Annotated in this window: 17 protein-coding genes; 10 read left to right on the forward strand and 7 right to left on the reverse strand. The window is 56.5% G+C overall.

Annotated features, from left to right (window positions below; genetic code table 11):
• Positions 1–32: 32 nt before the first annotated feature.
• Positions 33–914: a universal stress protein gene (locus KR51_RS14540; protein WP_022608834.1), complete on the reverse strand. Its 882-nt coding sequence runs from the start codon at positions 912–914 to the stop codon at positions 33–35.
• Positions 915–1,143: 229 nt separating this feature from the next.
• Between KR51_RS14540 and KR51_RS14545 the strand changes: the two genes are divergently transcribed.
• From KR51_RS14545 to KR51_RS14560, 4 genes are all read left to right on the forward strand, one after another.
• Complete coding sequence (locus KR51_RS14545; RefSeq protein ID WP_040656453.1) at positions 1,144–2,073, forward strand: bestrophin family protein; 930 nt, start codon at positions 1,144–1,146, stop codon at positions 2,071–2,073.
• 114 nt (positions 2,074–2,187) lie between these two features.
• Entirely contained in the window at positions 2,188–3,018 is an 831-nt protein-coding gene (locus KR51_RS14550) for a sulfurtransferase (protein WP_022608836.1), read from the forward strand.
• A gap of 424 nt (positions 3,019–3,442) precedes the next feature.
• Entirely contained in the window at positions 3,443–3,961 is a 519-nt protein-coding gene (locus KR51_RS14555) for a LabA-like NYN domain-containing protein (protein ID WP_022608837.1), read from the forward strand.
• Between the two features lie 352 nt (positions 3,962–4,313).
• On the forward strand, positions 4,314–5,933 hold the full coding sequence (locus KR51_RS14560) for a 2-isopropylmalate synthase (protein ID WP_022608838.1): 1,620 nt from the start codon (positions 4,314–4,316) through the stop codon (positions 5,931–5,933).
• Positions 5,934–6,111: 178 nt separating this feature from the next.
• On the opposite strand, the gene KR51_RS14565 is transcribed toward KR51_RS14560, so the two are convergent.
• On the reverse strand, positions 6,112–6,633 hold the full coding sequence (locus KR51_RS14565) for a Ni,Fe-hydrogenase maturation factor (protein ID WP_022608839.1): 522 nt from the start codon (positions 6,631–6,633) through the stop codon (positions 6,112–6,114).
• A gap of 1,164 nt (positions 6,634–7,797) precedes the next feature.
• Here KR51_RS14565 and KR51_RS14570 point away from each other — a divergent pair.
• Positions 7,798–8,328 (forward strand): pentapeptide repeat-containing protein, encoded by a 531-nt coding sequence (locus KR51_RS14570; protein ID WP_040656407.1) that lies wholly within the window; start codon positions 7,798–7,800, stop codon positions 8,326–8,328.
• A gap of 425 nt (positions 8,329–8,753) precedes the next feature.
• Here KR51_RS14570 and KR51_RS14575 read toward each other — a convergent pair whose 3' ends face one another.
• Entirely contained in the window at positions 8,754–11,153 is a 2,400-nt protein-coding gene (locus tag KR51_RS14575; protein WP_022608841.1) for an HD family phosphohydrolase, read from the reverse strand.
• A 555-nt stretch (positions 11,154–11,708) separates the two neighbouring features.
• Between KR51_RS14575 and cysC the strand changes: the two genes are divergently transcribed.
• Positions 11,709–12,314, forward strand: coding sequence for an adenylyl-sulfate kinase (cysC, locus tag KR51_RS14580; protein WP_269634919.1), 606 nt, complete (start codon positions 11,709–11,711; stop codon positions 12,312–12,314).
• 63 nt (positions 12,315–12,377) lie between these two features.
• Here cysC and KR51_RS14585 read toward each other — a convergent pair whose 3' ends face one another.
• Positions 12,378–12,614, reverse strand: a complete 237-nt coding sequence (locus tag KR51_RS14585; RefSeq protein WP_040656409.1) for a hypothetical protein — start codon at positions 12,612–12,614, stop codon at positions 12,378–12,380.
• Between the two features lie 73 nt (positions 12,615–12,687).
• Here KR51_RS14585 and KR51_RS14590 point away from each other — a divergent pair, with 73 nt between their 5' ends.
• The gene (locus tag KR51_RS14590) at positions 12,688–13,659 is read left to right on the forward strand and encodes a 3'(2'),5'-bisphosphate nucleotidase (protein WP_022608843.1); all 972 of its coding nucleotides are present in this window, start codon (positions 12,688–12,690) and stop codon (positions 13,657–13,659) included.
• Between the two features lie 136 nt (positions 13,660–13,795).
• On the opposite strand, the gene KR51_RS14595 is transcribed toward KR51_RS14590, so the two are convergent.
• The 3 genes from KR51_RS14595 to KR51_RS14605 form a co-directional block, all read right to left on the reverse strand.
• On the reverse strand, positions 13,796–14,401 hold the full coding sequence (locus tag KR51_RS14595) for a TIGR04376 family protein (RefSeq protein WP_022608844.1): 606 nt from the start codon (positions 14,399–14,401) through the stop codon (positions 13,796–13,798).
• A gap of 170 nt (positions 14,402–14,571) precedes the next feature.
• Positions 14,572–15,639, reverse strand: a complete 1,068-nt coding sequence (locus KR51_RS17710) for a hypothetical protein (RefSeq protein WP_022608845.1) — start codon at positions 15,637–15,639, stop codon at positions 14,572–14,574.
• 279 nt (positions 15,640–15,918) lie between these two features.
• Complete coding sequence (locus KR51_RS14605) at positions 15,919–16,707, reverse strand: hypothetical protein (RefSeq protein WP_022608847.1); 789 nt, start codon at positions 16,705–16,707, stop codon at positions 15,919–15,921.
• A 118-nt stretch (positions 16,708–16,825) separates the two neighbouring features.
• Between KR51_RS14605 and holA the strand changes: the two genes are divergently transcribed.
• The 3 genes from holA (at position 16,826) to ureE (ending at position 19,174) form a co-directional block, all read left to right on the forward strand.
• Positions 16,826–17,851, forward strand: coding sequence for a DNA polymerase III subunit delta (gene holA / locus KR51_RS14610; RefSeq protein ID WP_022608848.1), 1,026 nt, complete (start codon positions 16,826–16,828; stop codon positions 17,849–17,851).
• A 260-nt stretch (positions 17,852–18,111) separates the two neighbouring features.
• On the forward strand, positions 18,112–18,603 hold the full coding sequence (locus KR51_RS14620; RefSeq protein WP_022608850.1) for a DUF4168 domain-containing protein: 492 nt from the start codon (positions 18,112–18,114) through the stop codon (positions 18,601–18,603).
• 124 nt (positions 18,604–18,727) lie between these two features.
• Entirely contained in the window at positions 18,728–19,174 is a 447-nt protein-coding gene (gene ureE / locus KR51_RS14625) for an urease accessory protein UreE (protein ID WP_022608851.1), read from the forward strand.
• Positions 19,175–19,241: the final 67 nt, after the last annotated feature.

Consider the following 19,241-nt stretch of genomic DNA (forward strand, 5'->3'; position numbering starts at 1 on the left):
AGTTCCAAGCGACTGACCGATCGCAGGGAGAGCTACCGTTTGCCTTCCTCGAAGAGGAGGACCGGGAACCAGCTCGATCGCATTACGTCCTGGGCGACACTCGGTACCGTCCAATTGAGGAAAACGCCGCGGTCTTCATCGCCAATGGCGATCGCGCTGATGTCGTGAACGAGTGCGGCATCGAGAATGGCCGTGAGGGGATTGCCCGTTCGCACCTCCACATGAACTTCTAACCCGAGGGCTTCAAGCTCGGCTTTTACCGGTTGAAGCTTCTCAACCGCTTCCTGCAGGCGCGGCTCGAGCGGAATCGCGGGGTGGCTGCTGTCATCGACCACCCAACATAACATGCAGCTTTGGGTCGCGCAGGTCGGTTGGTCGCTGACGTAGCGCTTGAGCTGCTCGATGGTGTAGCGCGCAGTCGGGCTGTCGTTATACGGCACCAGCAAGCAACGCAGCAAGTGGTTGCAGCGCAGGGCCAGTTCTTCTTCGGTGTAGGTTGTAATCAGCTGCGGGCGGTAGATCAACAGGGGCGTCGAGATCGCGCGCGCCAGTCCCTTACTCGTGCTTCCGAACACCTTTTCGTCCAGCAAGCTCCGGCTCGGCGTACCGATGATGACAACTTCGATGCCGCGCTCGGTGGCGATGCGCGGAATCGTATCGAGGGGCCGGCCCGAGACCACTTCGACAGCGATTTCGACACCATCGGGGATGTTGTTTAAAGCTGGGGCAAGGCGCGATCGCGCCTCCTCAAGTTTCTTCGTATCTTCGCGGGGGCGGTTGCCCTCCTCGCTGTAAGGCACGCTATGGAAGAAGGTGATGTGCGTGAACCCGCCTGCTAATAAATTGGGGATAAAGTCGACAAGGCGGTGCAGACCGTCGGTGAAGTCGGTACAAATCAAACAACGCTCGAACATAGATGCTGGCGCTCGATCTCGCGATTGCTACCCGCCATAATAAGCCCTGCCGCCCGTCCTGAGACGCTCGGCAGAGCGGGAAAGATTTCGCGCTCGCATAGTTGGCGCTACTGTTGGTGGAAAATTCTGGTCTAGCGAGTATCTATGTCTAGCTAGTCACTCTATTGACATTCTCCATATGGACATTTGCCGGGTGCGTGCCGTGTCTTATCCCAAGCCCGACCAACGCATGAGCAGCGATCGCGAGCGGCGACAGTGGTTCCGGACACTCGTGCGCCTTCGCTTCTCGGTGCTCCCGGCGATTTTGCCACGGATTATCGTGTGCGGCGCGTTCGGCGAGTTCGTTTGGACGCTCGACCGTCTTGGGCTGCCTGTGGCGTTGCCGATCCTGAGTTCGATCGTACCGAGTGTCGTGTTGGGTTTGCTGTTGGTTTTTCGGACGAATACGGCCTATGAGCGCTTTTGGGAAGGGCGTAAGCTCTGGGGACAGCTGATTAACACCGTCCGGAATTTGGCACGACAAATTTGGGTGGCGGTGGAGGAACGCGAGGAAGGCGATCGCGAGCTGAAGGTGGCAACGCTGCGGCTGCTGGTGGCCTTTGCGGTGGCGACAAAGTTGCATTTGCGCGGCGATCCCCCCGAAGATCCCGACTTAGCAGCCCTCTTACCAGAGCCGTGGTTCGATAAGCTCCAGAGCATGAACAACCCGCCGCTGGAGGTGGCTTTCTGGATCGGCGATTACATTCAAGGGCAATTCGAACGCGATCGCGTCAACCCATACCAGTTGGCAGCGATGTTCGAACTTTTAGACAGGATGGTGGACGTGCTCGGCGGCTGCGAGCGCATCCTCAAGACACCGATTCCGTTAGCTTATTCAATTCACCTCAAGCAGCTGGTGTCTATCTATTGCTTGGCATTGCCGTTTCAGCTGGTAGCTGAGTTGGGGTGGGTCACCGGACCAGCCGTGACTTTGGTGAGCTTTATGGTTTTTGGCATCGAGGAAATCGGCATCGAGATCGAGAACCCTTTCGGTAAGGACCCTAACGACCTACCCCTCGACACCATTTGCCGGACGATGGAGCGTAACATTGAAGACTTGATCGTTCTCGCTCCTTGCCTAAGGCACTGGCGCGAGACAACGTTTGCTCGACCTGAATAGGCGGCGTGAGCCGGGGAGGACGGTCGCGATCGCACGGAAAAACCGTTCGGGCACCCGAACTTGCAGCGCCCGCGACCGTCAGTAAAACTGTTGCTCCACTCACGATCGTTTCCAATGACCGTACCGCCCATTGTCTCAGTTCAGTGGCTGCGAGATCGCCTCAACAATTCGCACGTCGCGATCGCCGACTGCCGCTTCCAGCTCGATAACCCGCAGTGGGGACAGCAGCAATACGAATGCGGCTGCATTCCCGGAGCCGTCTACTTCGACCTCAATCGCGACCTGTCTGGCCCTGTCGCCCGCCACGGCGGTCGCCACCCGCTGCCCGACCCGGATCGTTTTGCTGCTGCCCTGGCCGCTGCTGGGATCGATCGCGATACGACAGTTGTTGCCTACGACGACAGCCGCTTTGCCTTTGCAGCCCGTCTGTGGTGGCTGCTTCGTTATTACGGTCACGACGCCGTTGCCGTTCTCGACGGCGGCTGGCCGGCGTGGCAAGCCAGCGGCTTCCCCGTTGACGTCACTCGCGTTTCGCCGCAACTTGCGGTCCGAACCGTTGCGTTCGTCGGGCGCACGCAGCCCGGCCGCGCGATCGACATCGCAGCCGTCCGGTCCCGCAAAGACCGTCTTGATGTCGCACTGGTCGACTCGCGCGATCGCGACCGCTATCGTGGCGAACGCGAACCCATCGACCCGATTGCCGGCAGCATTCCCGGAGCCATCAACTTTCCATGGAAAGAAGTCAGCAGTTCAGACGGTTACCTGCGATCGCCTAAAGCCTTGAAACACCATTTTGCCAACCTTGCTAGTGCCGAGGAAGTCATCGTTTATTGCGGCTCAGGCGTCACGGCTTGCGTCAATATCCTTGCCATGGAGGTTGCTGGTTTGACACCAGCCGTCCTTTACCCCGGTGGCTGGAGCGACTGGTGCTCTTATTTAACTTGATGATTGTGCCTTTAATGCCGAATCACGATCGCCTCGGCAACGCTTGACGGCAGACAGGAATGACATGAGGTAATATTTGTTGAGGTATATTGGGGCAAGATTAGATTAATGCGGGAAAATTCAGGTAGGCTCGAAAGCGATCGAGTTTGTCCCAGGCACGTTCGAACGGGACCCGAGACGCTAACGCCTGGGAGTCGAGCTTCGCCGATTGCGGGTCCGAGTTAAAGCTATCCACTCGCATTTGGCAAGAGCGCGAGGCAAAAACTAAAGTAACGTTCAGTTTTTTTAAACTCTAAGTAGATCGCTCCTATAACGCCAAGACCCAATTCGGGTTGGTGCCCCTGCAATTATCACCCCGAGCAGCTGTGCTGCAAGCACTCCCGCCACTGGTTTCGACGTTCAAGCATTTAGGGTTTAAACCTCTATGAATTCTCAACGCGATATCCGTCTATCAATTTTTGTCGACGGAAATAATATGTTCTATGCTCAGCAGAAAAACGGTTGGTTTTTCGATCCCCGCCGCGTGCTGGAGTATTTTCGTCGCGACACCAATATTCACCTAGTCAATGCTTTCTGGTATACGGGTCTCAAAGACGCCCAGGACCAGCGCGGTTTTCGCGATGCACTGATCAGCCTGGGGTACACTGTGCGAACCAAAATTCTCAAAGAATATTACGACGACAACTCGGGACGCTATTCACAGAAAGCGAACCTCGATATTGAGATCGTTATTGACATGTTCAATACCGTCGAACAGTACAACAGCGTTGTCCTGCTTAGTGGCGACGGCGACTTCGAGCGCGCCATCGAATTGCTGCGATCAAAGAATACCTACATCACAGTTGTTTCAACCGAAGGGATGATTGCTCGCGAACTTCGTAATGCAACAGATCGCTACATCGACCTAAACGAAATCCGCCAACATATAGAAAAAAACGAGTAACATCGATTTGTAATCGAGTCATTGCTTCTGTTTGACGTCCCGCCTCCGAAACCAGTACACCACCGACGGTAAACAATATATGTAGTTGTAGTTTGTCGCGTCAGCAGTGTACCAAAGCCAGCATCTTGCTCCACAAAGAGCCTCGAGCCTATCGATATGTGCGATTGCTGGCATGTATATCATTGCTTCACATCGGTCAGTCGACTCCGACCGCGCTAGTAATATGGAAAATAGTAAGGCAATCGCGTCCGTCTTCACTATCCGTCAGGTTGCTGTTAGCAGACCCTAGGGACTGTGGTGGTCGAGATTTCGCCTGTTAGCTAACCTGCTGAAAGGAAGGCAATCTAAAACCATGTCTGCTCGTGCTGCCGACCCCGCGTGCTCCAAACGCGTACTGATTTTTGATACGACGCTCCGGGATGGCGAACAATCGCCGGGCGCAACGCTCAATGCGGATGAGAAGCTGACGATTGCGCGGGCGCTAGCACGACTGGGTACCGACATCATCGAAGCTGGGTTTCCGTTTGCCAGTCCGGGCGATTTCGCAGCCGTGAACCGCATCGCCGAACAGGTCGGTACGGCCACCGGCCCGACGATCTGCGGACTGGCCCGTGCGACGAAACAAGACATCAAAGCTGCAGGCGAAGCGCTCGCTCCGGCCGTCCACCGGCGCATCCACACTTTCATCGCCACATCGGACATTCACCTGCAACACAAGCTCCGGCGCTCCCGGCAAGACGTTTTGGAGATCGTGCCAGAAATGGTCGCCTACGCCAAGACGTTCACCAATGATGTGGAGTTTTCGGCTGAGGATGCCACGCGATCGGATCCGGAGTATCTGTATCGAGTCCTTGAAACGGCAATTGCTGCCGGTGCCACTACAGTTAACATTCCCGATACCGTCGGCTACACTACTCCCGACGAGTTTGGGGCACTGATTCGCGGTATTAAGACTCACGTCCCGAACATCGATCTTGCGATTATTTCTGTTCACGGTCACAACGACCTTGGCTTGGCGGTTGCGAATTTCTTGGCTGCAGTTCAAAACGGCGCTCGCCAACTCGAATGCACGATCAACGGCATCGGCGAGCGAGCGGGCAATGCCGCCCTCGAAGAGTTGGTCATGGCCATGCACGTGCGTCGGCATTTCTACAATCCGTTCTTCGACCGGCCGCCGGAGTCAGAGGAGCCCCTGACCAACATTGATATGCGCGAAATCTACAAGACCTCTCGCTTGGTCTCCAACTTGACAGGGATGGCAGTACAACCGAACAAGGCGATCGTCGGGGCCAATGCATTCGCTCATGAATCGGGCATCCACCAAGATGGCGTCCTCAAGAACAAGTTGACATACGAAATCATGGATGCCGAGTCCATTGGCTGGACGAGCAATCGGATCGTGCTTGGGAAGCATTCCGGGCGCAATGCTTTCCGCACGCGTTTGGGGGAATTAGGGTACGAGCTTTCGGAAACCGACCTCAACAAAGCGTTTTTGCGCTTCAAAGACCTAGCCGATAAGAAAAAAGAGATCTCCGATTGGGATCTCGAAGCAATTGTCAGCGACGAAGTGTTGCAGCTGCCGGAACTTTACCGGCTGGAGTTGGTGCAAGTGTCCTGCGGCGATCGCGCCCGCCCGACAGCGACGATTACGCTGCGGATGCCGTCCGGCGAAGAAGTATCCGACGTCGCGATCGGCACCGGTCCGGTAGATGCCATTTACAAGGCAATCGATCGTGTGGTGCAGTTGCCCAACGACTTAATCGAATACTCAGTGAAGTCCGTAACCGCGGGCATCGACGCGATCGGCGAAGTAACAGTGCGCATGCGCCATCAGGGTCGGGTATACTCCGGTCACGCAGCGAATACTGACGTGGTGGTGGCATCGGCACGGGCATACCTCCACGCGCTCAATCGCTTAGCAGCTGTTTTACAATCCGGGGAGCAACTGAATCCTCAGCGCGCAACAGTTTAAGCCGCGCAGCAGTTTAAGCCGCGCAGCAGTTTAAGCCCAGCAGCCGATTGTACGCTCGGGGTCCTGCCGACACGACCCTGACACCCTTTTTCCAAGCGGACTTGGATTGGATGCCATCGAACACCTGTGTACTACCACTTGAGCTGTGGAGGTTACCGCGACGGTGAATGGGCGAATGCTATTTCCCGATCTTTTGTTCGGCAATCAGTGCCAGGATCTGCTCTAAAGCATTCTGAATGCCCTGGCGCGCCCGAGCTGACAACTGCTGCCCGTATGCAAAGTTTTCTGCAGCCACCTCCATCCACCAAGACCGGGGATGGCGGCAATACAAAGACTGCGTAAGCGCCAGCAACGAACAGGGATGCAATGACAGCCCCCATCCCGGCACTGAGGAGCCAGCTGTCTCCAAACCGCAGGTAACTAGAGGACTAAACCGGATGTCGTCGCCTTTCATCAGGCAGGCGTCGACGAAGACAGCATAGTCAACCGTCGCCAGCTTTGAAGACAGTTCTGGCGTCAGCCTCTCTACGGCACAAACCTCAACATTATGCAATCCCAGCTCTCGAACCATTACGGTCACCTGGCGACCGATTGCGTCGTCGCCATGGCTTGGGTTGCCGTACCCAATATCGAGCAGAGAAGGCACCTTAGCAGATACCGATGCAGCGTTGGCATGGGATACGGTTGCGAGATCGCTCATGGCAGTAACCTCTTTGAATTCAACGCAAGCACTTTCTCGCCCGATAAGAGTGGTGTACAACCGGCGCCCAGAAGAACACTAAAAATCCAGGTTTAGCACTGCCGAGACGCATGCGAACCGTACTCTTTGCTGAAGACGATATTGCTATATCCCAAACAGTCGGGTTCTATTTACTAGAATAAGTCGCTAGCATAAAAAAATAACAATTCCTTCATAAAAATCCAAAGTACCTAGCCGTCCTAACAACTCAGCAATCCAACCTAAAAGTATTAGATAGCGGACGAGCTGGTACACGGTATTGGCGGTCGCCAAAAGTTTGCACGAGCAAGAATGGACGCAGCGCGCGGACAAGCCCCTACCAGGTGCCGTATCGATGCAAGGTGAGAACATGGAGTAATACCAATTTGCAGAATGCCTACGACAGATGGTGCAAGCGAGCCCCGGGAGTAAAAGTTCCCGAGCTGCCATTTGTCGCAGCACTTCCTAGAGTTGGTATAAAACGGGAAGGCAACCACACTGCCAAGGCGATTGGCAATACCCGAGATACTGTTATTTATTCCTACATCTAAGCAGACAGCTGATAGTTATTGATTTCCACATCTCTGTCAACATCTGATAGCAGTCACGCACAGATCTGGGGCGGACACCCAACATCAGCAAGATGAGCGTTAAGCATCGAGAATCGACAATGTCTAGAGCCCTTTTTGTTGCGATATCGGTTTTATATACCAAACGCGATCGCCCTAACGCCGGACGCGTGCCAATCCACCCAGCTTCCCCCCATCCTGCAAGAACGTCTGAGGCTAATTTGCGACGGTGTGTGACACCGTAAGAGCCAAAAATGTTGCGATCCGTGAACTAATCCTTCGGTTTCTTTCAAAAAGATCGATAATTAAAATACAAGCAAGAATAACGCACAAGTCTCATATTGGGATGAGGTAGGGCATGTTCATAAATGGAGGGGAACGGACCGATACCAACATTGTATTGAATGTCAAGGTGCTGCTTTCTGTGGGATCTTATCTGCCTCAATGCAGGAAGTTTAGGGTGCCAGCATAAACGAGTCATTCCCCGACACTCTTTCCGATTGATTGAAAATCCGGCAAAGCAAACTCGCAAAACCCCAGTTTGACTTGGGGAACTGCTGATAGGGGGTAAATTCAAATGGATGTTCGAGGGCTTCTGCACGACTACAATCGAGGACGCCGCGATTACTCTGGAGTGGCGCTCCACGGGGTCGATCTCGGCGGGTTGAAGTTAAGTGGAATCGATTTCCAAAAGGCCGACCTCAGCGGGGCAGTGCTCGGCAATGCCGACCTCAGCCGTGCCAACTTAAGTCAGGCAAATCTCACTAACGCCGACCTAGGCGGTGCCGATCTTAGCGGTGCCAACCTAAGCCACATCAACGCGATTGGGGCGGACTTACGGAAAGCCAGTCTCGTCGGTGCCGACCTTACTCAGGCCGACCTGCGGGCTGCTGACCTTGAAGGGTCCGATCTGTCAGGAGTGAATTTAACTGCTGTTGCTCTTAGTGGCGCAAACTTTAACGATGTAAACTTGTTTGGAGCTTGTCTGCAAGATATCGATCTTGACGAGATCGATTGTCAGGGAGCGGACTTCTCCGAGCTCGCGTCTTGTCAGCTGAGTTCCAATATTGGGACCACGCATCGCTGGCTGTCTTGGGGCAAGCACTAAGAATCCGGGAAGTATCCAGACAGCCACTGGAGCAGGGGAAGGCGGGAAGGAGAGATATGCTTCTCAGACGCCATCCGTCAGGAAATTTTGTCGAGGTTCTGAGGATTCGCGACTTGTTGGATCCTTGCCGGTCAGCGATCGCCAGTCGCTTGCACGCAAACTAGGAGATTCGGGATCTCGAACAGTTCGAAAGGACCGAACTATACGGTTTCCAAGTAGCGAGTCCCTATCCATTTGTTGACTAAATTCCGACTATCGCCTGCGGTCCATACCGCCCTCGTCCGATACTGCAATGCTTGCAGGAGCTTAAGTTCCTCATTTCCAACCCCGACACGTACAAAACCATACTCGGCTCCCCGAAGAGCCCAGATTTTTTGTGAGATTCAATTTCTTTCCATTCCCCGAACACGAGTGCTCAGAGCGCTTCAGTCGGCGGCAACTTTTTTCTCGACGTATGGGCGAGCGGGCCGCGGTTCGAGTGCTGATTTGGGATAGGCAATACGGCGGTGATTGGACTGCTGCCAGACGCAAACAAAGACCTCAGCAACTCGCGCCAACTCGTTGCGCTGCAGTCCCGAATCGACAAGCTGGCCGTCCTGCCAGCGGGCCCGCAGAATCTTATTAACAATCGCTAGTGCAGTTTCTTGCGTTGCCTCCTTGAGCGATCGCAACGCCGCCTCACAACCGTCCGCAAGCATGACGAGCCCGGTTTCACGCGATTGCGGGGCAGGACCGTCGTAGCGGAAATCTGCTTCGCAGACGGACGGTAAGCCTGCTTGCTGAGCGCGCTGCTGAGCCTGAAAGTAGAAATAGGAAATCAGAAGCGTCCCTTGGTGTTCGGGGATGAAATCCCTCACGGAGCGGGGCAGTCCGTGCTTGCGCGCCATTGCCAGTCCCTCGCTCACGTGGCGCTTGATGATAGAGGCGCTAACATGCGGGTCTGCAATTTCGTCGTGCTTGTTACTGCAACCTATTTGGTTTTCGATAAAGCCGAGCGGGTCGTGCATTTTACCGATGTCGTGGTAAAGCGTTCCCGCCCGAACAAGCTCGACATTACAGTGCAGCTCACGGGCTGCAGCTTCTGCTAGCGATGCCACAAAGAGTGTGTGCTGAAATGTGCCCGGCGCTTCGATCGCCAGTCGTTGCAAAAGCGGTCGGTTGGGATTGGCTAGCTCGGCCAGGCGAATCGGCGTCACGAGGTCGAAGACGCGCTCCAAGTAAGGTGAAATTCCCAGCGCGACGACGCACCAGGCCAGACCGGTTAGTCCGGAAATGACGGCTCCCGGCAATACGAGCAACACGCCCGCGCCGCCAGCGAGGGCAACCGCCAAATACGTACTCCCCTGTGCAAGCCCGACAACGCTGCCCAGGAGTGCCAACTCTTCGCGAGACCGCAGGCGACCGGCCGCGATCGCTGCCAGCACCCCGCCCGCTGTTGTTGCGATCGCAGCGGGAATCCATCCCGATGCCAATCCACCTGCACCGAGCAGCGCGGCTGCAAGACCAACACCAGCCAGCAGCAACACTTGAGATGTTGCCAATACTGGTCCGTAGAAACCACCAGATAGCAACCCGATTGCTGGCAGGTTCGCTGGCGATACACCAACAATTGCCAGCAACGGCGTACTCAAACTTAGTAGCAACACCAATACTCGATCGCGCTGCCGCATGCGCGGGCGAACTCGTTGCTGGATGAGGTAGAACCCGCCCACTGCGATGGTCACTGCTCCACCGAGCGCAGCCAGTCCAGCCCAATTTACACCACGCCGGCTGAGCTCGAAGGCGTCCAGCAACACGAAGTCGACGCGCGAAATTGCTTCTCCCGACCGAACTATATCCTCACCACGCCGCACGCTAACTGTTACGGGCTCGATCGTATCGGCAACGCTTTCAGCACGTAAAATCATTTGCTCGCGGTCTTCGCTCAAATTCGGACGCAAGACGCCAAGCAATACTCGATTCGTTAGAGAGCGTGCAGCGGCCGGAACGTCTGCCGCTAGCTGCATCTGGACGGCACGGGTTAACAACTCGGGAGGCAGGCCCGGCGCGATACCTTGTGCGAGAACTCGCTCGCTCGCACGGCGCAACCCCTGCTGAGCTTCCTCCCAAACCTCATCGCTCAAATCGAGCATTTCCTGTTTGTCGGCAGCACTCAGTTTGGCAACGCGGGTTGCAGCAATCTGTCCGGCGGCGGCTGCATAGGCTTCGCGCGCGCTGGAAATCTGTTCGATGAGTGCTCGGTACTCGCCGGCATCGAGCTGTTGGCGCTGCCGGCGCAATTGAGCGATCGCTCTTCTCAGTGCAGCTGGCGGGCCAGCATCACCAGTTGCATCGGCGGTATCGGGGTCCTTGCGAGCTGAAGCAACGATTGCTTGCCATTCCTGCTCGGTGCGGCGGCGCAAATCTGCCTGCAACTGGAGCGAAAAGGCTGATTCATCTGCATATGGAAATGGGCCGACTTGCAAGCGCAAGCGCTGGAGCTGGGCAAGTGCTGAATCGCGCTCGCTGCGGATCTGCTGCGTGATCTTAGGATCGAGCTGGAGAACCGGAGTAATACTGTCGCGGGCAGCGCGAAGCTTCGCTTCTGTGGCAGCCTTGTCAACTGTCTCTAAGTCATAAGGCGCGCGGATAGTCTGAGGCGCTTGTGTGCCCTCCGCAAGGCGCGGCTGGTCGTACAAGTGATAGCCGTTCGCACCCGTCAGAGAGATCGCTGCAGCTACAAAGAGAAAAGGCGATGTGCCTCGCGCTCGCGAACTGCGGCTGCGCGCAGACAATCCTGTTGGAGATCTGCCCGGCCAATCGGCGAAGAAGCGCAGTACTCTCATCGCTATCTCGCTCTCGGTGCATCGCGGACGAGGCAAACCATCTGTTTTCGTCCTTTGTAGCCCTGCACTGTTAAGGATGCCTAAGGAGCGGGACCCTCACTTAGAGATGCTCTTAATCCAGCACGAACATCACTCTTTAGGACTACTACGCCCTTAATCCTGACATACTAGTCGATGTCTCGGTCAATTGACATCCCTCGCTAAGTTTCGCTGGCAGTTCCTTGCAGTGATGCAGGCAATGCAACACCCGCAACTCTAGCCGATAGCACTCGGTTCGGATGGCAAGGTAGTTGTTGTCCCGCTGCCAGGCTGAATCTCGATCTTCGGAGCTGATACGGATGGATGCTGAAGCAAGCTTGACCTGCCGGACATGCCGTGTAATTTTTTTTATCGTGGCGACTCCCTTGAAATGCTTCGTCGCGTGCATTCATAACAACGATCGGTTATAGACGCACGGCATAACGAAGCAGTAGTTGCATGGACGGTAGTTGCAAAGCGTGCTTACAGCGATCGGTCTCAAATTATCGGTCGACTGTTCGCTAGTCTTGATTGCTTTTGTGCTTTTGTGGTTCTTCAAGTTTATTCACCAACCTAGAGAAGGAGACGGAAACTGTGGCACAACAACGCGGTGGGGCCCTGTGGTTCACGGGGTTGAGCGGTTCGGGTAAATCGACAATTGCCCGCTCGTTGGCGCAAAAGTTGCGCGGGGGCGGGGCTCGCTTCGAGCTGCTCGACGGCGACGTCGTCCGACAAAACCTCACCAAAGGACTGGGCTTCAGTAAAGAGGATCGCGACGAAAATATTCGCCGCATCGGATTCGTCGCTCATTTACTGGCACGCAACGGCGTACTCGTTTTGGTCTCGGCCATCTCGCCTTATCGCGAAACGCGCGAGGCGGTGCGCGATCGCATCGGCGCAAACTTCATTGAGGTTTATGTGAACGCCCCGCTTGAAGTCTGCGAGCAACGGGATGTCAAGGGACTGTACAAGCGCGCGCGGGCTGGCCAGATCAAGGGCTTCACGGGCATTGACGATCCCTACGAGCCGCCACTTGAATCCGAGATCGAATGTCGCACAGATCTCGAGTCCCTCGACGAGAGCGTCGCTAAGGTGCTGGGGTACTTGAGAGGAAACGGTTATCTCCACGCTCCCGTATCGTGAAGCGACTAGATTTGGCCTGCATGCGCTTCGGACCTCAGGCCCGGCGCGGAAATTGAAAGACACCTAGAAAGCATTGAGGGGCTTTAACCTAGGGGCTTTAATCTTCTGTGACTGTCCAACCGCAGCTTCAGCAGTGCAGTTTTGGCAGCCGATGCTAGCGCTCCACTCGCAAATTCCGCCTCCCGAACGATGGCTCGGCGGGCGGTCCGGCAGGCGATCGCGGGCAACTGTATAATGCGGTTGCTCGGATTGCCGCTGTTGCGCTAGCGCAACAATGATGTAGGGTAAGCAGATCGCCACTCAACGTGGGCCAAATCGCCGGCAAACTGCCGCAACAGTCATCAGTCATTGGGTTGGGAACGGCACAACAGGTATGGCATACGAAGCAGAACTGCAGGTAGCAATGGCGGCAACTTTAGCGGCTGCCAAGCTCTGCCAGAAAGTACAAGCTGAGATTCCCAAAGCACTGGAGAAGAAGGATCGAACGCCCGTGACGATCGCCGATTACGGCTCGCAGGCGCTAATTTGCCGGGCGATCGCTGCTGCGTTTCCCAACGACGCGATTGTTGGCGAGGAGGATGCAGTCGCGCTGCGTTCCGCAGAGCAAGCAGATACCTTGGTGCATGTCGCTCAGCAGGTGAGAGAGTTGGTGCCTGACGCCGGGACCCAGGACGTGTTGAACTGGATCGATCGCGGCAACGGCACGGTTGGCGATCGCTTTTGGACGCTCGATCCGATTGACGGCACGAAAGGATTTTTGCGGGGCGAACAGTACGCGATCGCGCTGGCGCTGGTGGAAGCAGGCGAGATCAAAGTCGGCGTGCTTGGATGCCCGAATTTAACCGAGGATATCGAGACGGGAGCGGGCACGCGCGGTTTGCTGTTCCTAGCAGTGCGCGGCAAAGGTGCTCAGCTGCTGCCGTTTGGCAGCCAGGCAGCACGCCCGATTCGAGTCGTCGATCCGGACGATGCAGCGAACTTGCGGTTTGTGGAGAGCGTCGAGTCCGCTCATGGCGATCCCGCACGGCAAGCGGCGATCGCTAAAGCTGCAGGCATTGCATCGCCCTCTTTGCGCATTGACAGCCAGTGCAAGTATGGCGCAGTAGCGAGCGGGCAAGCAGCGCTGTATCTGCGTTTGCCATCGCCGAAAACCCCAGGCTACCGCGAGAATATTTGGGATCACGCCGCCGGGGCGATCGTCGTCGAGGAGGCCGGAGGACGCGTAACCGACATGTTCGGCGAGCCGCTGGAATGGCACAAAGGAGCAAAGATGCTGAACAATCAAGGCGTGGTTGTCAGTAACGGACCCATCCACGATGCTGTCATCTCGGCACTCGGCATTTAGGAACGGTCGGGGCGATGCGGCTTGCTGCCCTGCATGTCGGCAACGGTGGGACCGAAGAGCGCGAGACCGGGCAAGTGAACACTGATTTGGAGAATCGGCTCGTATCCCCATACCGCGAGGCCCGAGGCGATCGCGACTACCTTTTGCCGAGGTTGCGCTTCAAATCGTCGAGTTCGCTGTCGGTTTCCAGGCGCTGGAATTCTGCTTCGAGTGGATCGAAGGCGGACGCGGGCGTGCGCCCGACCTGCGCGCGCGGTTGCCAGTCGCTCGACTCCCAACTAGAGGCAGTTTGCGCGCGCGCTTGCTGCTGCTGTGCTTGTTGCTTAGATCGGACCTGCTCGGCTTTGCGGTGAACTTCTTGGCGGCGCTGTCGTACTTGCGCGAGCAGCTCTTGAGCGCGGGCAAGGCGTTGTTGGGTACCTTGCATCTGACCCCAACGTTGATTGCCTTCGCGGAGCAGGGACGCCTCCTTGTCCAGGGCAGCTTGCATCAAGTCCCTTCGTCCGGCCGCACGGGCGGTGTCGATGCGACCGTGCCAGAGTTTGATCTCTGCGCTGAGCGCGAGAATGGCATCTTGTGCGCGCTTTTCTTCGGCTTCTAAATTGCGTATTAAGCGCAGCGTATCGGCTTCTTGCTCGCGTAATTGTTCTTCCAACGCTTGCAATTCCAAGTGCGGGTGGTCGCGCAGAAATTCTTCCAAGCGCGTCTCGAGAAACTGATTGACATCGTCGAAGATACTCATGCTGGCTTTTGTGCTGCCGCCCGACTCGATACGATCTCGCGGGATGCTGTTATCTTAAGCAAGATCGCGGGCGAGTCCCCAGAGCCTACGTTTGACCCGATCGCTCCCGGATCGACCGCACTGACAACGGACAGGGTCAATTGGCAGGTTCGGTCAGCGGGTGCGTTGCGTCACTCGAAAGAATCGCCAACCGCGATCGACCGCAGCTGGCCGCCACGCTGGATCGTCGCGCGCCGTGCGTCGACCGAGAGCAAGCGCCAGCCACTGGCCCCGATCGCCTCTCCAACCAAGAATTGTTGGGTATTCCCCGCGACGTCTAGCAGCGCGGCCGACTCCGATCCCAACTCCAGCAAACCGACAACCGTATGAACGCGCGCCACCGACGGTGCGGCGGCAGTTGTCACGGGGGTCGCCGATCCGGGCGTTGCTTGCGTCAAAGCTGGTGGAGCGGCAACGACAGCCGACGTGGATGGAGCGGGCAGCAATGGGAGCGGCGGTGGCGGTGGCAGATCGACCGGTGGCGGAGCGATCGCGAGGGTCCGCTCCGGGCTCCGCGGGCGGGCGGGAGATGGAGTAGCTGTTACCGGGCGAGCACTTGCTGACGTTGCAGAGGATGCAATGGCAGGGCTAGTGACAGCCGCCTCAACGGCAGCAGTCTCACCTGCCGCTTCGCGCTCGCGGCGGACCGCTGCTTCCGCAGCTGCCACACGTGCCTCTTCGCGGTAGGCGATCGCGTCGAGGGCGCGCCGCACGTAGTCGGCAAATTCGGCTTCGGATACGTCGGCAATCGGCATCGGCTCGGCAGGCACGACTTCTGGCGTTTCCGTCACAGGTGCGATGCGGCCGCGTATCGGCGTCCAACCGAGCGCGACTGCCACCAGCGCGGCGCTGGCAGCTGCAAAAAGCAAGCGATTGGAGCGGGCAGGAGCCGGCGGTGCCGCCGCCGCTGGAGCTTTAGCCGGGGCAGGCTCGGGCGGCATTTCGGGACGCACCGCTCGCACGTAATCGTGGAGCAATGCATGGAGTTCCGCACGCGCAACAATCGCCGAGCCGTCGACAGAAGAGATATCGCGCTCGCCTTCGGACTGGGACTGCGGTTCGCCGCCCAAAACGCGATCGATGCTAGAGAATAAGCCGTCCATCAGCGCGTCGGCTTCGATCTCGAGCACGCGACCGTTACCAGCGTCAGGAACGGTATCGCTTGGCTTCGTGTAATGACGTCCGTGTTGCTGAGACATTCGTTCGATTCGCTACACTTTCCCCTTCATTAAACTACGCGCTAGGAGGATGAAGTGATGTGACGGAGTTCACTTGCGCAATCAGTACTCGATCGGGTGCATCCCTACATCAAGATCTCAGTAATATTACGGCGAACGTGCACCTGCACGAGCAGTTTACTTACAAGAAACCGGATGCGATAGTTCCGATCTCGATTCCTTTTGCCTTCCCGGCAAGTTCGACAACTTAAGACGCAATCGGCGGCAGGCAATTGCCATCTATCCCGCAAATGAGTCTTGCTAAAACTCCAACGTGGGAAATTTCTCCGTGCGTGAGAAGTGCTCCATGTCGGTAAAGCGACGCAGCTCCGCTCGCTTAATATCGAACACTTGGGGTTCGGCTTCCAACCACCGATCGTTCGTGGCAGCCAAGAGCTCGCAAAGGGTGACCCGGTCCAACTCGGGAGGGATCGCGCCGAAGTAGCCAAGCGTAACGTGAGCGGTAAATAAATATTGCTGTTCCACGCCGAGGTTTAGCAATGCTTCGTTCTGGTAAATGGCTCGCCGCAGGCTCAACAAGCGTTCGTAGGACCGCTCGTCGCGCGGCAACAGAACGGCCACTATTGCTCGCGGGCGAAGCATCAACCCCAACACTTGCCACTGCAACGTTCCGCGCTCGCCCGGCTGGCGCGCGAACTCGGCAAAACTTTTGGCAACGCACGCTTGAATTTGCTCGTCGAATTCTTGGCTGGCGGCGGTTGCTTCGCGGTAAGCATCGGCCCAGATTAAATCGGCTAAAGTGAAATGCAGACTTGCTGGCGGCACTGGCACTAATAAGTCTTCACTAACCTGGCGCAGGAGCTGGATTTGGGCATCCTGCAATTGTCCGTAGAACTTAGGATTATCGACGTCCTCTCCCGCTAGTGGCGTCACGATGCTAAAACCGGGAAAGGCGGCTGGATGGTAGTAACCGCGTTCGTCACGCTCGTACTTCGGGGACTCCTGGATATTATCAAGCTGCGCGTGATAGACGGTTTTCTGAGTCAATCGGCCCGCTCGCTCGACATAGGTTCCGTACGCTTCGTCCAAGCTGATTGCTGCCTCCGCAGGACGCTCTATCCCAACCATAGACTAAAACTCGACCCAACCCCAGAACTTAAACCGACCGAAGACTCAACTCGCTCCCCACGTCTGCTTACTCGCTATCATGCCCATTTATCTCTATTGGGGCGATGACGATTACGCGATCGCCCGGGCGGCCAGAACTCTCCAACAGCGCGTCCTCGACCCTGCCTGGAGTGCCTTTAATGCCAACAAACTTGACGGTCGCCACCCCGAGGCTGCGTCCAATGCAATCGCCCAAGCTCTAACCCCCCCTTTCGGAAACGGCGGTCGGTTTGTTTGGCTGGCTGACACCGACTGGTGCCAGCGTTGTCCGGAACCGCTGCTGAGCGAGCTGACGCGCACGCTCCCACAGTTGCCGCCGACGACCACGTTCTTGCTCTCGACACTGAAGAGGCCAGACGGTCGCCTCAAGTCCACTAAACTGCTTCAACGCCACGCTCGATTTACAGAATTCGCTTCGATTCCGCCCTGGAAGACCGAAGCCCTGTTGCAGCGAGCCCGCCAGGCTGCAACCGAAGCGAACGTCCGCCTCGATCGGTCTGCCCTAGAGCACCTCGCAGCGACTGCAGGCAGCGACTCGCGTCAACTTGCCCAAGAACTCGAGAAGCTGCATCTATACGGGCTCGGTCGCGATCGCCCTCTCGACGCCGACGATGTAGCCGCCCTCGTCTCCACGAACACCCACAACAGCCTTCAGCTGGCCGACGCCATCCGCAGCGCCGACACCGCTCGCGCCCTAACGCTAGTTTCAGCTTTATTGGCTCGGAACGAACCGCCTTTGCGCATCCTGGCAACCCTCACCGGCCGCTTCCGAATATGGCTGCGGGTCAAGCTGGCAATCGCCTGCGACGATCGCGACGATCGAGCAGTGGCGGCGGCAGCGGAGATCGGCAATCCCAAGCGATTATATTTCTTACGTCAAGACGTTCAACCGCTATCTATAGATCAATTAAGAGGGACATTGGCGCTATTTCTAGAGTTGGAGCTCGCACTCAAGCGGGGGAGCGAGTCGGCTGCAACTCTTCAACGCGGGGCCATCACAGCCTGTCGCTGGTGTGCATCACCCCCGACACGTCCCCCTGGCAATCTCCGTCACATGCAGGCATGATGCGGAACATCTCTAATTGGGAAGCAGTCCAAGCTACTGCAGGTGAGTCGAAGAGGACAGTAATATTCTTTCTCATCACTCGTTTGCACCATCGCCGATTGCATTGCGGTTGTTACAAACTGGCAAAATTGGCAACAGTAGCTGACTGACTTTGTTGTCCGTCAGACTCGCATCAAAGACAATAAAGATCGTTACAAATTGCGATCTTTTGCACGATATCGCTGCCAGCTCTTTCTTAGCTAAGTCTGCCGATAGCACCCATGATTGCATCGAAGTTCTCGTTGGCTCGCTTGAAGAAACCGGTGAGGCTCCAGGCGATCGCCGTTGCTGGCTGCATCCTTGCAGCTAGTTCGATCTGGGCTGTTGCTCCTGCATCTACCGGCAATTGGTGGGCAATCGCACCGCCTCATGCTCGGGCACAAGGCAGCTCGATTGAATACACGCAAGAGCAGGTGAACCGCTATGCTCGCTCGGTGTTGGAGATCGAGGAAAAGCGTAAAGCAACCTACGATGAAATCGGCGCGTTAATCGGATCGGGGTCGGTTCCGAGCATTGTCTGTAACGAAGGGCGTGGGTTTAACGGTCTTGCGCGGGACGTTCGTACGCTAGTCGTCGAATATTGTACCGATTCAATCGCAATCGTCGAAGAATACGGGCTCTCAATTGACGAATTTAATGGAATAACTTCGCGCGTCGAAAATGATCGCGAACTGCGCCAACAAATCCAACGAGCACTACAAGATATGCTTTGAACTTAGCTGCATCAAACTGATGGGTTCAGTCGAACGACTTCACTGCTTTCCAGCATATGGTTTCAGGTTGAAAGACTATTGAAACCGTATCATAAGACCGATTTTTTGCGCTAAAATTGGCAGCATGATTGCGCCAAATACTCTCACGTTCGTGCGCTACCTGCCCCCGAATGAACGTGCATCCGTCGATCTAACCTTACCACTAGCCGCGGAGGAACGCACCCGCAGCCGCCAACAGCATCAGCTGCCGGACGGACGTTTCCTCCGCTTGCACTTGCCGCGGGGGACTGTGCTCAAAGATGGCGACCTTCTGCAGGCAGAAACTGGCGAAGTGCTGCGTGCGATCGCTAAGCCCGAGCCCGTTTTAACCGCAACGGCACCCCATGCACTGGACCTTTTGCGCGCAGTTTACCACCTCGGCAACCGGCACGTTCCTTTAGAAATCACAACTGATTACCTGCGTTTATCACCCGATCCCGTTTTACAATCGCTTCTCATCCAACTCGGACTTGAGGTATGCGAGGAAACCCTGCCGTTCCGTCCCGAACCCGGAGCGTATGCCACCCATTGACACTACAGCCAAGTAATCCTCGCCGAACTCCAGTAGCTCTCTTTCAAGACTCTCTTTCTCCACCTGC

It is taken from the genome of Rubidibacter lacunae KORDI 51-2, assembly GCF_000473895.1.
GTDB lineage: Bacteria > Cyanobacteriota > Cyanobacteriia > Cyanobacteriales > Rubidibacteraceae > Rubidibacter > Rubidibacter lacunae.